The 13,296-nt window shown below is 72.3% G+C and carries 10 protein-coding genes; 5 read left to right on the top strand and 5 right to left on the bottom strand.

Annotated elements, in window-relative coordinates:
- Positions 1-136: 136 nt before the first annotated feature.
- Positions 137-433: a co-chaperone GroES gene (groES, locus tag F6J85_RS03335; protein ID WP_150919960.1), complete on the bottom strand. Its 297-nt coding sequence runs from the start codon at positions 431-433 to the stop codon at positions 137-139.
- A 331-nt stretch (positions 434-764) separates the two neighbouring features.
- On the opposite strand from groES, the gene F6J85_RS03330 reads away from it, so the two are divergent.
- The 4 genes from F6J85_RS03330 to F6J85_RS03315 all read left to right on the top strand — a co-directional run bounded on the left by F6J85_RS03330 (position 765) and on the right by F6J85_RS03315 (position 6,724).
- Entirely contained in the window at positions 765-2,675 is a 1,911-nt protein-coding gene (locus tag F6J85_RS03330) for an Hsp70 family protein (RefSeq protein WP_150923819.1), read from the top strand.
- Positions 2,676-2,687: 12 nt separating this feature from the next.
- Positions 2,688-5,222: a LuxR C-terminal-related transcriptional regulator gene (locus F6J85_RS03325; protein ID WP_150923818.1), complete on the top strand. Its 2,535-nt coding sequence runs from the start codon at positions 2,688-2,690 to the stop codon at positions 5,220-5,222.
- Positions 5,223-5,355: 133 nt separating this feature from the next.
- The gene (locus F6J85_RS03320) at positions 5,356-6,093 is read left to right on the top strand and encodes an IniB N-terminal domain-containing protein (protein ID WP_150923817.1); all 738 of its coding nucleotides are present in this window, start codon (positions 5,356-5,358) and stop codon (positions 6,091-6,093) included.
- Positions 6,080-6,724: a hypothetical protein gene (locus F6J85_RS03315; protein WP_150923816.1), complete on the top strand. Its 645-nt coding sequence runs from the start codon at positions 6,080-6,082 to the stop codon at positions 6,722-6,724. Before F6J85_RS03320 ends, F6J85_RS03315 begins: the two co-directional genes overlap by 14 nt.
- Positions 6,725-6,783: 59 nt before the next feature.
- On the opposite strand, the gene F6J85_RS03310 is transcribed toward F6J85_RS03315, so the two are convergent.
- The 4 genes from F6J85_RS03310 to F6J85_RS03295 all read right to left on the bottom strand — a co-directional run bounded on the left by F6J85_RS03310 (position 6,784) and on the right by F6J85_RS03295 (position 11,907).
- Positions 6,784-8,172 (bottom strand): dynamin family protein, encoded by a 1,389-nt coding sequence (locus tag F6J85_RS03310; RefSeq protein WP_238707047.1) that lies wholly within the window; start codon positions 8,170-8,172, stop codon positions 6,784-6,786.
- Positions 8,172-10,055, bottom strand: a complete 1,884-nt coding sequence (locus F6J85_RS03305; RefSeq protein WP_238707046.1) for a dynamin family protein — start codon at positions 10,053-10,055, stop codon at positions 8,172-8,174. Before F6J85_RS03305 ends, F6J85_RS03310 begins: the two co-directional genes overlap by 1 nt.
- Before the next feature lie 90 nt (positions 10,056-10,145).
- Positions 10,146-10,982 (bottom strand): hypothetical protein, encoded by an 837-nt coding sequence (locus F6J85_RS03300; protein WP_150923815.1) that lies wholly within the window; start codon positions 10,980-10,982, stop codon positions 10,146-10,148.
- 88 nt (positions 10,983-11,070) lie between these two features.
- Positions 11,071-11,907, bottom strand: a complete 837-nt coding sequence (locus F6J85_RS03295) for a serine-rich family protein (protein ID WP_150923814.1) — start codon at positions 11,905-11,907, stop codon at positions 11,071-11,073.
- Positions 11,908-12,101: 194 nt separating this feature from the next.
- Here F6J85_RS03295 and F6J85_RS03290 point away from each other — a divergent pair, with 194 nt between their 5' ends.
- Positions 12,102-13,292, top strand: coding sequence for a class I SAM-dependent methyltransferase (locus F6J85_RS03290; RefSeq protein ID WP_150923813.1), 1,191 nt, complete (start codon positions 12,102-12,104; stop codon positions 13,290-13,292).
- The last annotated feature ends 4 nt before the right edge of the window (positions 13,293-13,296 follow it).

The raw sequence follows: 13,296 nt of genomic DNA, 5'->3' as shown, positions 1-13,296 counted from the left end.
GGGCGCGGCGGGGGCGGGGGCGTCGTCCGATCCACTCCCCCAGCCTATGGGCGTGCACCGACGCCGGGCCGGCGGTCACCCCGTGCATGCGAAAGCCCCGGATGCCGAGGCATCCGGGGCTTTCGTGGAACTGGTGTCAGCGGACGACGACGGCGAGGACGTCGCGAGCCGAGAGCACGAGGTACTCGTCGGCGCCGAACTTGACCTCGGTGCCGCCGTACTTGCTGTAGATCACGCGGTCGCCGACGGCGACGTCGAGCGGAACGCGGTTGCCGTTGTCGTCGATGCGGCCGGGTCCGACGGCGACGACCTCGCCCTCCTGCGGCTTCTCCTTGGCGGTGTCGGGGATGACGAGACCACTGGACGTGGTCTGCTCAGCCTCGATCTGCTGGATGACGATGCGGTCCTCGAGCGGCTTGATGGAAACCGACACGGTCTACCTCTTCTTTCTTCACGCTTCGGTACAGAAGACTCGTTAGCACCCGCGCGGGGTGAGTGCTAACGCCAGTGTACGGAAAGTGCTGGCACTCACGCAACGCGAGTGCCAGCCGTGCGACGGATGCGGCGGCTCCCACGCACCGCGCGCCACGACGCTGCGGCCACTCTTCCCCTCAGAGCGGGCCTGTGTCACAATCCATCACAGCCGGTGCGTGGGGGGCACGGATCGGCTACTGGGACATCAGTGGGGATGAGCCTGTGCTTTCCCTCGCTGGCGTACGGAACGAGCGGGGGCCCCTCGGGGCAGCTTCGTCCGGGGGGAAGAAATGAATGCTCCGTACTATTTGGCGATCGATGTCGGCACCAGCCGGACGTCTGCGGCGATTGCGAGGTTCGCGCCGGACGGCAGTCTGCTGGCCACGCCGTTCCCGCTCGGGCGCAACGGCGACAACGCTCCCACGGTGGTGTTCGCCGCCGACGGCGAGCTGCTGTTCGGCGACGCGGCCGAACGGCGGGGGCATACGCAGCCTGACCGCCTGATCCGGGAGTACAAACGCAGGATCGGCGACGACGTGCCGATCCTCGCCGGCGACCGCGCGTTCGCACCGGAGGAACTGTACGCCCGCACGGTGGACTGGGCTGCGCGCGCCGTCGTGGAACGCGAGGGAGGATCGCCCGCCCTGCTGGCGATCACGGTGCCCGCCGCGTGGGGGGAGTATCGCAGCGAGATCGTGCGGACGGCGCTGTCGGAGCAGGGCTGGCGCGGCGTGGTGGTCATCACAGAGCCGGAGGCGGCCGCGCGCCACTACGAGTCGACCAATCCCCTGCCCGAAGGCCGCGTGCTCGCGGTCTACGACTTCGGCGGCGGCACGTTCGACGCCGTCGCCCTCCGCAAGGATGCCGAGGGAGCTGTCCGCATCGTCGGTGCGCCCGTCGGCATCCCCGACCTCGGCGGCGCCGACTTCGACGACACCCTCGTGCGCCACGTCGTGCGCACCGCGCGCCTGGACACCGCCGCGCTGACCGGTGACCCGTCGGGGCGCATGGCGCTGGCGGCGCTGCGGCGGGAATGCGTGGATGCGAAGGAGTCGCTGTCGTTCGACTCCGAGGCGGTCGTGCCGGTCCTGCTGTCGGGCGAGCAGCGCAGCGTGCGCTTCAGCCGGGACGAGTTCGAGGTCATGATCGCCGACGATCTGGACCGCACCGTCGAGGCGTTCGAAGACGCCCTCGAGCGCGCCGGGGTCGACCTGGACGACGTCGACGCGATCCTGCTGACCGGCGGCACCTCCCGCATCCCGCGCGTGGCGCAGGTGCTCTCGGAGCGGTTCGACCGCCCCATCGCCCTCGACGCCGACCCGAAGGCGATCATCGCCCTGGGCGCGGCCCGCGCGGCAGCCGACGCCGCCCGCGCCGCTGCCGACGCTTCCGGCGATGTGCCGGCGCCGGCCGACGAGGACGACGACCTCCTGCACCTGCCAGAGCCCGCCGCCCCCGCCGCCGCGCGCCGCACGTGGTTCCGGCGCGCACCGGTGGCGGCGTACGTCGCGGTGGGGGCCTCGGTGCTCCTCGCGGGTCTCGGCGTCGCCGGCGCCCCGACACTGGGCACCGCGGTCGTCGGAGCCGCCGACCGCACCGACATGACGGCGGCGCCCGAGGCTGCGGCAGCCGATGCCGCACCGAGCCGGCAGAGCGCCGCCCAGCCCGCCGAGCCGGCACCCGAGCCCGTCGCCGAGGTGGAGGGCGCACGCCCCGAGGGCACGACATGGCGGCGCACGCCGGCGAAGAAGCCGCCGTCGGCCACACCTGCGCGTACTCCCGGCAGCTCGACGCGGGCGCCGGCGCAGGGGTCGGCCGCGCAGGCACCGGCGACGACGCCCACCGGCGGCGGCTCGGCGGCCACCCCGCGGCCGCCGTCCGGCGCCCCCTCGGGCTCGACGCCCGTCCCCACCCCCGGCGGAGGGGATCCGGCGGCCGACCCCGGCACGACCGACCCCGGCCCGACCGACCCCGGCCCGACCGACCCCGGCACGACCGACCCCGGGGACACGGGTGGCGGCGACACGGGTGGCGGCGGGGACACGGGTGGCGGCGACACGGGTGGTGGCGGGGACACCGGCGGGGGCGACACGGGCGACACCACCGAGACGCCTCCCGCCGACCCCCCTGCGGAGGCGGACCCGACGCCGCCGCCGGCCGACGAGCCGTCACCGACGCCCACCGCCGCCGTGCCCGTGTGATCGCGGCCCGTCATGGAGTCCTCGACCACGCCGCCCGCCGATGCGGCCGGCGGCATCCCGATGATCCTCACGCGCCCCGCGCGCGCCCACATCGACGCCGTCGTCGCTGGCGCGCGGCCTCCGCGGCTGGTGCTGGTCGGCACCGCCGGCTCGGGCAAGACCCGGTTGCTGCAACGGCTCGAGGCGGAGTTCGCCGCTCAAGGGCGCACGCCCGTCACGGCAGTCGGTGAGCGCGACCTCGCACGTGTGCCTGCCGAGGAGGTGCTCCTCATCGACGACGCGCACCTGCTCTCCCCCGACGACCTCGCCGCGATCGCCCGGCGCGTGAGCGACCCGGCCGCGGCCCTCGTCCTGTCGATGCGGCCGTGGCCGGTGCCGCCGGTGCTCCGCGAGATCGCCGACGCGCTGGAGACGACGCATCCGGCGATCGTGCTGGGGCATGTCACCCACGCCGACGTGCTCGACGAGTGCGCGCAGACCGGCCGCCCGATCGCCCCGGCGTGCGTCGACGACATCCTCGAGCTGGCCGGGCACCTGACGTGGCTGGTCTCGGAGGCGCTCGGCGTGCACGACGCCGACTGCACGGAGGACGCCGCGCACGCGGGCGTGCGCGAGGAGCTGCGCGACCTCATCGCGCATCGCATCGCCGGTCTCGACGAGGATCTGCGGCACGCCCTGGAGCGCCTGTGCCTGTCTGCGCGCACGTCCGCGTCGCACGAGCCGGGCGAGTGGATCGCCCCCGGGCACGCGAAGGGACTCCTGCAGCGCAACGGGCAGCCCGCGCCGGTGGTGCGCGACACCGTGCGGGCGACGATCTCCATCGACCGCCTCGCCGAGCTGTACGCCGACGCGGGCCCGTCGCCGGCCGACCCCCTCGTGCGGGAGCTGATGGGCGGGATGCAGGATCCGCGCGTGGCCACGGCGCTGCTGAAGGACGGCGACGCCGCGCTCTCGGAGCATCCCCGCCGGGCGGACGAGCTGTTCCGCGGCGCCGCCGACGCCGGCGCCGATCCGCGCACGGTCGCGGTCCGGCGCGCGCGGGCGGCATGGAATGCCGGCGAGATCGATGTCGCGGGCGCGCTGATCGACGCCGCTGCGGTGGATGCGGCGGACCCCGCCTTCACGGAGGCAGCGGCGATCACCGGCGCCGTGTGGGCCGCGCGCGGTGATCTGCGGATGGCGTCGGTGGTGTTCGCCCACGCCGACGCCGCCACGCCCCAGGCCGTCGCGCACGCGAGCCTGGCGGCCCTGGGGTCGGGAGAGGTCGACGAGCTCGCCCGCCTCGGCGAGACGCCCCCGGCACGCGCGGTGCCCTCGACGCTGACTGTGTCGCACGACCTGCTGGTGCGCGGACTGCGGGAGACCCTCGGGACGCAGACGCGCACGTGCCTGAGCGACCTCGTCCGCGCCACCGAGATGTACACGGCCGCCGAGTGCGACGCCCCCACGCCGGAGATCCCCGCGGTGCTCGCCGCCGTCGCCGCGCTCAGTCTCGGCGAGCTCAGCGTCGCCCACACCGTCATCGACACCGCCGTGCGGGCCCGTCATGGCGGCGCGTGGGCACAGCCGCGGCTGCTGCTGTGGCAGGCATGGCTCGCGGTGCAGCGGGAGCGGCCGCACGAGGCCGAGTCGGCCCTGCAGGCGGCGAGCGCCGCCGGCCCGCCCACCCCGCGGGAGCGGGTGCTCGCCGACGCGGTCACGATGGCCCTCACTCGACGGTACGCCGACGCATCCGCGCTCGCGCCGGCGTGGCGGCATGCCCGCGAGAGCATCCTGCGCACGCGCTTCGACCTCTACTCGCTGCTGCCCCTCACCGAGTTCGCCGTCAGCGCCGCACGCCTGGGCGACCTGGAGCGCCTGCGACCGCACCTGGACGAGGCGTACGCCACCGTGGAGCGGATGGGCTCGCCGCCGATGTGGTCGAGCCACCTGCACTGGGCGGGCCTGCACTGCGCGATCCATCAGAACCGTCCCGACGACCTCGCCCCGCACGCGCGCGGACTCCTCGCCGCAGCGCCCCACACGCGCCTGGCGCGCAAGATGGCGCGCGCGGGCAAGGTCTGGACCGAAGTGCTCACCGGTCACGTCGACGCCGACGCGATCGAGCACGCCGCGCTGGGGCTGGCTTCGGTGGGCCTGGCGTGGGACGGCGCGCGGCTGGCCGGGCACGGTGCCGGGCGCACGGAGGACCGCCGCATCATCGCGCGTCTGCTGGCATGCGCACGCCAGCTCCACCCGCGCGAGGAGCTGCAGCATCCCCCGGCCGACGACGCGCGCGCGACCGAGGCCTCCACCCGGCGCGTGAACGACCTGCTGAGCGCGCGCGAGCGGGAAGTCGCCGCCCTGGTCGTGCAGGGCAAGACCTACGCCGAGATCGGCGAGTCCATCTTCATCTCCCCCCGCACCGCCGAGCACCACATCGCGCGCATCCGCCGGCGCCTGGGCGCGACGACCCGCTCCGACCTCATCGGCAAGCTCCGGATGGTTCTGGAGGATGCGGCGGACGCCCACGATGCGCGTTCCCCGCGGGAGGTCGAGTTCGCATGAACGAGCGCGACACGGCTCCCGGTGTTCCCCCCGCGTCACCCCCTAGTGGCGCCCCCGCGACGGGGGGACAGCCCCCGACGCGCGGCGCGCACCGACGCAATACGTTCGGAACGTCCCGATGTGAGGAGCAGAAATGAGCATGACGCTGGCGACGATCGCCGATGCACTGATCGAGTTCATCCTGAGCCTGCTGCGCGATCCCGACGCCGCCGAAGAGTTCGAGAAGGATCCGGAGGCGGCCCTCACCGCTCGAGGCCTGGGAAATGCGACGGCCGCCGATGTGTGCGCGGTCGCACCCGTCATCGCCGAGCGGGCGCAGGTGGTTCCCGTGTCCGCCCCCAAGCCCGCGCCGGCCGCGCCGGAGCCGAACCCGACCGTGCGGGAGATCAATTCGATCACCAACAGCTTCTCCTACGTCGACGACCGCGACACGCTCCTGGACCAGTCGGTGAACCAGAACATCTGGGCCGACGGCGACGTCACGCAGGTGTTCGATCAGGATGCCGTGGTCGCCTCGGGCGACGACGCCATCGCGGCCGGTGACGATGCGACGCTGGAGAACAACCTCGACCAGTCCACCGACATCGATGCCGGCGACGACGTCGCGATCGGCGGCAGCGACGTGACGGAGAACACCGCGACCGACTCCGGCAACACCTCCACCGACACCACGACCACCACGGATGCCTCGACCACGACCACGGTCACCGACTCGATGAACGACGTCACCGGCACGACCACCGCCGACGCATCGTTCAACACCTCCACGGCGGCCTACGCCGAGACGACCGTCGACAGCGAGACCACGGGCGTGTTCGAGTCATCCGACACCGCCCTGATGGAAGACGCCGCCGCGGATGACAACTTCTGACCTCGCGCGACGCCCCGACCCCGACAACGGCGCCGGCGGGCGGGGCGTGCGCGGGACCTCGACCGGCGACGCCCGCGACGCACCCGCGCGCCCGTCACTCGGGGACAAGGAGGCGGCGCCGGTGCTGGTGAAGCTGCCGGCACCGGCGCCGGTGCGTCTCAGCCAGCTGGCATGGGTGCTCTCGCTCGCCGTGAGCGCCGTGGCGGTGGTCTACCTCTTCATCATCCGCGAGCAGCAGCTCCCGGAGATCATCGGCGTCATCGAGGCCGTCGATCCCGATCGGGCGGATGCCACGTACGACACCGCCGCCGACATCGTCTACTGGTCGGTCTTCGGCGCCCTCGTCGCACTGTGGCTGGTCCAGGTGACGCTCCTGGTGTCCTTCTCCAACCGCCGGCCGAACATGCGCTGGTGGCTGCTGGGGACCGCGCTGTTCCAGGGTGCGGTGGTCCTCGCGTGCCGGGAGCTGATCGCCCTCGGGGAGCGCGGCATCCCCCTCACGCGGGTGCTGCTGCTGGCCCTCGCACTGGCCCTGGTCGGCCTGCTGTTCTCGACGCTACCGGCCGCCCTGCGCTGGACCGCTCGCCAGCACGACGTCGCCCGCAGCCTCGGCGCGGGCGGCGGCCTCTGACGCGATCCCCTCGATGCTGCGCACGACCATGCGGCACAGGTACGCGGTGTAACGGTCGCTCAGCGGCGACTCGCCCAGCGACCGCCAGTGTCCCAGGAGCGCCCGGGTCCGCTCAGCACGCTCCTCCTTGGTCGCCGTCTCGGGCAGGCCCAGGCGCGCGGGGGCAGAGGTGCCCACGCCCCCGAGAACGCGCTCGGCCTCGGCGACGTCGTGCGGCGACAGCGCGACGGGGGCGGTGCGCACGTCGGCCAGGAGCGCGAGCTCGCGCAGTTCGTGGCTGCGCACCATGATGCGCTCGATCCCCCGAGCACGGCGTCGGCGCCGGGACGCGGCCGCTCGCGGACGAGCTGCTCCACACCGTGCAGGACGCCGCGCGCCTTGAGGGCGACGGCGCGCGCGCGGAAGTGGTCGACGATGAACTGCTGCAGCGCCACCATCCCGCTCTGCTGCACGAGTCGCTCCGCGAGCGCGGAGGAGGTGGTGGCCCCGCCGCGCACGAGCGCGGCGCCCAGGCGCACGCCGAACAAGCCGAAGCGCTGCAGGAGGTTCTCCCGCACGGGGATGCTCAGCGACGTCGCCGTCGTCGGGCGGACGAAGCGGTCGGCTGACAGCAGCAGACGTTCACGCACGTCCCGGTCCAGCCGCGCGAGCTCCCGCAGCGCGATGAACTCGCTCTCCCGCAGCGTCCGGGCGCCTTCCGCCAGGAGGCCCGCGATCGGGAGGACCCCCAGGGCGAGGGCGCGCAGCTCGCCGTCGCGGCGGTAGCGGTCGGCGATCGCGGCCGCCGACAGCAGGGAGTCGATGCGCCCCGAGCCGATCTCGTCGGCGCGGGAGAGGACGGCGACGGCGTTGACGGTCGAGGATGCTCCGGCCGCGGTGTCGCGGAACGCCCGCAGGAACGACACGTCCGAGGAGTGCACGTGCCGGAGCAGATACACGATGGCGTCGGCGGCGGAGGGGGAGTTCTCCGGCAGGAGGAACTCCATCGAGCGCGCCGAGTTCTCCCGGGTCACCGATGCGATGCCGGGTGTGTCGATGAGGATCGTCGACCGCAGCGCCTCCGACGGCCAGCCCACGTCGATCCAGGCGACGTCCTCGGCGCGATGACCGGCCAGATCGAGGTCGAGGCACCCGTCGGTGCGGCGGACGGGCAGGCGCACCGACGAGCCGTCGACGAGGTTCATCGTGATGCGGGCCGTGGGGGCGTAGCGGTACCACGTGATGGTCCGCGTGCACTCCCCCGCGTCGGTGGGCGCGATCCGCTCGCCGATGACGGCGTTGAGCAGGGTCGACTTGCCCGCCTTGACGATGCCCGCCACCGCGAGGCGCAGCGGTTCGCGCAGGCGCCGCGCGTACGCGTCGAGCAGCTGCACCGTGCCGGGCTCGTCTGCGTACAGGATGCGCGTGGCGTCGATGACGTCGGCCACGTCGCCCAGCGACGTGCGCATCAGCGGGTCCGCTCCGAGACCGCCTGGAGCGCGGGGATCTGCGCCCGCAGCGCGTCGATCTGGCGCAGTCGCGTCTGCAGCTGCGTGACGCGGCCGTCGCGGTCGGCGGTGTAGGTGGCCGCGGCGTGCTTGGCGGCCAGCACCGATTCGGACAGGGAGCGGTGCAGCTCGTCGGCGATCGTGCCGAAGTGGTCGCGCGAGGCGCGCTGCACGAGGCGAAGGCGATCCTTCAGCTGCTTGCCGACCTGGAAGACGACGTCCTCGATATGGCGGCGCAGGAGGTTCTTCGCCTCCATCTGCCGGCGCGTGAGGCGCCCGGACATGTCCTCGCGGTAGGCGCGGCGTCCGACCAGCACGCCGGCAAGGAGGGACAGCGGGTTGATGAGCGTCAGGCCCACCAGGCTCGTCGCGAGCCCCACCATCAGCACACCACCGTAGGAGCCGCGCACCCCGATGTAGATCTTCTCGGCGGCGCTCATGCGGCCCTCATCGAGCACCTGCAGGTTCTCCACCGGATCGAGCACTCCGGTGACATCCCCCACGTCGATGAGGGGGATGCCCGACTCCCCCGCCATGAACTCGTCCGCGACGCGCTCGGACAGCCACTGCGAGCGCTCGTTCGTCCACACGAAGGTCTCCGACACCGCCGCCGACACGCGCTGATCCAGCCACTGCGCGATCTGGTCCCAGATGGGACCGGGGTCGCCCTCCTCGATGGCCGCCTCGCCGTCGCGCTGCACCTTGCGCAGGCGATCGCGCAGATCGTGCTCCGTGTCGGCGATGAGGTCGGCGATGCCGTCGCTCAGCGTCACCTGCCACCGGGCCGAGCGACCGCGGAACTCATCGGCGCGGGCCTTGGCATCCTCGAGCTCGGCCAGCATGCGCGGGGTGTCCTCGGGATGCAGCAGCGCGTTCAGCTCCGACCGCAGCGAGAGCGAGAGCTGGTCCACGACGGTGGTGAGATCGTGCACGGCGCCGCGGCGGTGCAGCAGCTCGGCACGCCCCAGGACGTCACGGCGCAGGTGCGCCACGAGCGCGGGGAAACCGGACTCGTCGTTGAGTTCGCGGTCCTGATGCTCGGCTGCCAGCAGGCGCAGGTCGCTGGAGACGGCGAAGATCGGCACGTCCCCGATCCCGTCCAGGCGCGCCCGGTCGATGGAGTGGATGTCGCGCCACTGCGGGTAGATGTCGGTCTTGCTGAGCACCGCGGCGACGTTCGGCGAGATGCGCATCGCGTGCTGCAGGAACGTCAGCTCCGGTTCGGTGTACTCCTGCGACGCATCCGACACCAGGATCACCGCGTGCGCCGTGGACAGGGCCGCAAGGGTGGCCAGCGCCCGCGTGGACTCCAAGCCCCCCACGCCCGGGGAGTCCACGAGGCGGAGGCCACCCTTGAGGATCTCGCGGGGCAGCAGGACCTCGGCCCCCACGACCGAGCGCCCTTCGGGCACCTCCGCGCGATCGGACACGTACGAGGCGAGATCGTCGAAGGCGATCGGTACGCGCTGCACGGTGTCGTCGCCGCCGCCCTCCGGCCGCATGAACACGGCGGCGGAGGGCTCCTCGGCGTAGCCGACGGAGGTCGGCACGGCGGTGGCGACGTCGTCGTCCACCGCGCACGCCGGCGCGTTGATGAGGGCGTTGACGAGCTTGCTCTTGCCCTGTTTGAACTGCCCCACCACGATGACCCGCACGTGCGGATCCAGCAGCCGGGCACGGGTGTCATCGAGCCGCTTGGCGAGGTCGGTGCGTCCCACCGCACCGGAGAAGGAGCGCGCCTGCTCCACCAGCCGGACGAGCTCGCCCGGTGGGGCGGATGCGGCCACACGGTCGGACACGGGCGCCCCGACGGCGATCCCCCCTGCCGGATCGGTTGCAGTCACCGTTGCCTCCTTCTCTCGTCGCGGCTGGTCGGCAGGCAACGATGACCCCGGGCCGAGTGCTGGCCCGGGGCCATCGCGGTCATGCCGTGGTCACAGATCCACGTCGACGTCGGGGTCGGGGTCGTCCGCGATCCCCGACATCCCGCTGTCCCAGATGACGTTCGCGTCGATGTCCCACTCGCTCGTGGACGTCCCCGTGACGATGTCGTTGAAGGAGTTCTCCACATCCAGCGTCGCCGAGTAGGTGTTGCCGCTGTTGTCGAGGTCCCAGTCCTGAGAGCTGTCGTTGACCGTCGTGTCGACGGTCGAGGTGTTCCCCGAGTTGTGCGAGAAGTTCACCGTCTTGGTGCTGTCCATCAGGATGTCGCCGTCGGCGCTGAGCGACGTGCCGTTGTCGATGTTGTACGTCACGTTCGCGTCGGACCCGGCGACGATCGCTCCGTCGCCGCTGTTGACGACCGCATCCGTCGACACCCACTGGGAGACCCCGCTGCCGGCGGAGACGTTCGTGTTGAGCGACTGGTCGAGGATCGTCGACCGGTTGTCGATCATCATGTCGCCGCCGCCGGCAGCCCCCAGCACATTGCCGAAGCCGGTGTCGTAGGACCGGACTCCCGCATTGATCGAGTTGTCGTGGGTGGAGTTGTCGGAGTTGTCCGTCACCGAGTCGTCCGTGTAGGTGAAGGTGTCGTTGAACGAGCCGTCGTTGTCGGAGTGGTCGGTGTCGGTGTCGGTGTTGTACGAGTCGGTGTGGAAGGAGTCGGTCACCGTCGCGGTGTCGTTGCCCGAGTCGTTCGTGGAGCTGCCCACGTTGCCCGAGCCGCTCACGGTGGTGGCGAGGTTCGCCGTGTTCGTGGTCGTGGAGGTGACCGAGTTGCGCACCTCGCTGGTGACGTCGATCGTGACGTCGTTGTCGTCGAAGGCCATGTCCCTGCTGCTCTCTTTCTAGCGGGCGTCCGGCGCCCGGGGTTGGAAGGCTGCCGGTCACCGCCACCGCGGCGACCGGCAGCCGGTCTCACATGCCGAGGTCGGCGTCGCCGATGCCGGAGCCGACGCTGCCGACGATCGCGTCGATGTTCACGTCGACGGTCGTCGTCGAGTCGAAGAACTCGTCGTCGTTGTACGAGCCCGAGACCGTCTCCGACCACGTGTACGTGTTGTTGGAGTCGGTGACGTCCCAGTCCTGCGAGCTGTCGTTGATCGTCGAGGTGAACGAGTAGTCGTTGCCGGAGTTGATCGACGAGTTGACGGTCTTGGTGCTGCCGTCCATGAGGATGTCGCCGCCGGCGTCGATCGAGAGCGACTCGTCGATGTTGTACGTGACGTTCGCGTCGCCGCCGGCCACGATCGCGTCGTCGCCGGAGTTGACGACGGCGGAGCTCGACGCGGTCGTGTAGACGGGTCCGGATGCGGCGATGTTGCCGTTGACCGACTGGTCGACGATCGTCGAGCGGTTGTCGATCATCATGTCGCCGCCGCCTGCGGCGGCCGCCGCGGCACCGCCGAGGTCGCCGAAGCCCGTCGAGTAGCTGCGCACGCCGGCGTTGATCGAGTCGTCGTGCGTGGAGTTGTCGGAGTTGTCGGTCTGCGAGCTGTCGGTCCAGGTGACCGTGTCGTTGTACGAGTCGGTGTTGCCGGAGTGGGCGGTGTCGGTGTCGGTGTTGTACGACCCCCAGTGGTACGACCCGTCGGCGTCGAAGGTGTCGTTGTGGCTGTCGTTGGTCGAGTCGCTCGTGTTGCCGGAGTTGGTGACGGCGTGGTCCACATCCAGCGAGCTCGTGTGGGTCTCGGTGTACTCGTTCGTCACCGCCGAGCTGAGCGTGGCGTTGAGCGTGTTGTCGTCGAAGGCCATGATCCCTTTCCATTCCCGGGGCCCCAGGTCCCCGACGTGGTGTTGTGGCCTCACAGTACGAATGCGACCGGGTGCCCCGCATCGGGGATCCCTCCCGGGTTTGCACATCGGGGTGCGGGGGTCCCCTCCCCCGATCCCCCACCGGAAGGGGGGTGCGGGCCGGGCGGAGGGGCGGGCGCGCCTAGGGTGGGGTGGTGGATATGGCGGAGCTGACGGCGCTGCTCACCCCCGGCGGCCTGCGGCTGCTGGACGAGGTGGGCGAGATCGGCTCCACCGCCGACGTCGCGCGCGTCGTGTCGCGGCTGCGCGCGGCCGGCCACTCCCCCGACCTGGTCTCGGCCGTCGTGGGTCAGGCGCGGCTGCGGGTGCGGGCGCGCGCGAAGTTCGGCGAGTTCGCCGAGCGGATGCTGTTCACGCGGGCGGGGCTCGAGCAGGCCACGCGCCTGTCGGTCGCCGCGCGCCACGCCGGCCGCTTCCGCGCCGCCGGGATCAGCCGCGTCGCCGACCTCGGATGCGGCATCGGCGGCGATGCGCTGGGGCTCGCCGGGCTCGGGCTGGACGTCGTGGCCGTGGACGCCGACGAGGTGACCGCCGCGATCGCGGCGTACAACCTCGCCCCCTTCGGCGACGCCGTGACCGTGCGGCACGGCACTGCCGAGGCGGCCGACCTCTCCGGCGTCGAGGCCGTGTGGCTCGACCCGGCCCGGCGCACCGCGGGTCATACCGAGACGACGCGCGTGCGCGCGGGCGACTACTCCCCTCCGCTGGAGTGGGCGTTCGAGCTTGTCTCGCGCATGCCCGGCGGGATGAAGCTCGGACCCGCCTTCGACCGCGACGCCCTCCCCGCCGACGCGGAGGCGCAGTGGGTCAGCGCCGACGGCTCGACGATCGAGCTCGTGCTGTGGACGGGGTCGCTCGCGCGGCCGGGGGTGCGGCGGGCGGCGCTGGTCACCCGCGGCGACGACGCGTGGGAGCTGACGGCCGCCGGCGACGCCGAAGACGTTCCGGTGCGCCCGCTCGGCGCCTTCGTGCACGAACCCGAGGGCGCCGTCATCCGGGCACGTCTCATCGGCGAGGCCGCGCGTCAACTGCAGGCCGGCATGCTGGCCCCCGGCATGGCGTATCTCACCTCGGACGAGGCGCTCACGAGCCCGTTCGTGACCTCGTTCCGCGTGCGCGAGGAGGTGCCGTTCGAGACGCGCGCCCTCACCCGCGCCCTGCGCGAACGCGGCATCGGCACGCTGGAGATCAAGAAGCGCGGCGTCGACGTCGACCCCGCCGCGCTGCGGACGAAGCTCAAGCTGCGTGGCGAGGACTCCGCGACCCTGATCCTCACGCGCGTCGGGTCGCGACGCCTCGCACTCCTCGCCGACCGCGTGGGGTGAGGCG

Source organism: Microbacterium lushaniae (genome assembly GCF_008727775.1).
In the GTDB taxonomy this organism is placed as follows: domain Bacteria; phylum Actinomycetota; class Actinomycetes; order Actinomycetales; family Microbacteriaceae; genus Microbacterium; species Microbacterium lushaniae.
This window is presented reverse-complemented; position numbering and strand designations above follow the sequence as displayed.

Bases quoted from the DNA above. Each gene is read 5' to 3' on its own strand.
- F6J85_RS03330 (WP_150923819.1), top strand. From the start codon at position 765: ATGAATGCTCCGTACTATTTGGCGATCGATGTCGGCACCAGCCGGACG.
- F6J85_RS03325 (WP_150923818.1), top strand. From the start codon at position 2,688: ATGGAGTCCTCGACCACGCCGCCCGCCGATGCGGCCGGCGGCATCCCG.
- F6J85_RS03320 (WP_150923817.1), top strand. From the start codon at position 5,356: ATGAGCATGACGCTGGCGACGATCGCCGATGCACTGATCGAGTTCATC.
- F6J85_RS03315 (WP_150923816.1), top strand. From the start codon at position 6,080: ATGACAACTTCTGACCTCGCGCGACGCCCCGACCCCGACAACGGCGCC.
- F6J85_RS03310 (WP_238707047.1), bottom strand. From the start codon at position 8,172: ATGCGCACGTCGCTGGGCGACGTGGCCGACGTCATCGACGCCACGCGC.
- F6J85_RS03300 (WP_150923815.1), bottom strand. From the start codon at position 10,982: ATGGCCTTCGACGACAACGACGTCACGATCGACGTCACCAGCGAGGTG.
- F6J85_RS03295 (WP_150923814.1), bottom strand. From the start codon at position 11,907: ATGGCCTTCGACGACAACACGCTCAACGCCACGCTCAGCTCGGCGGTG.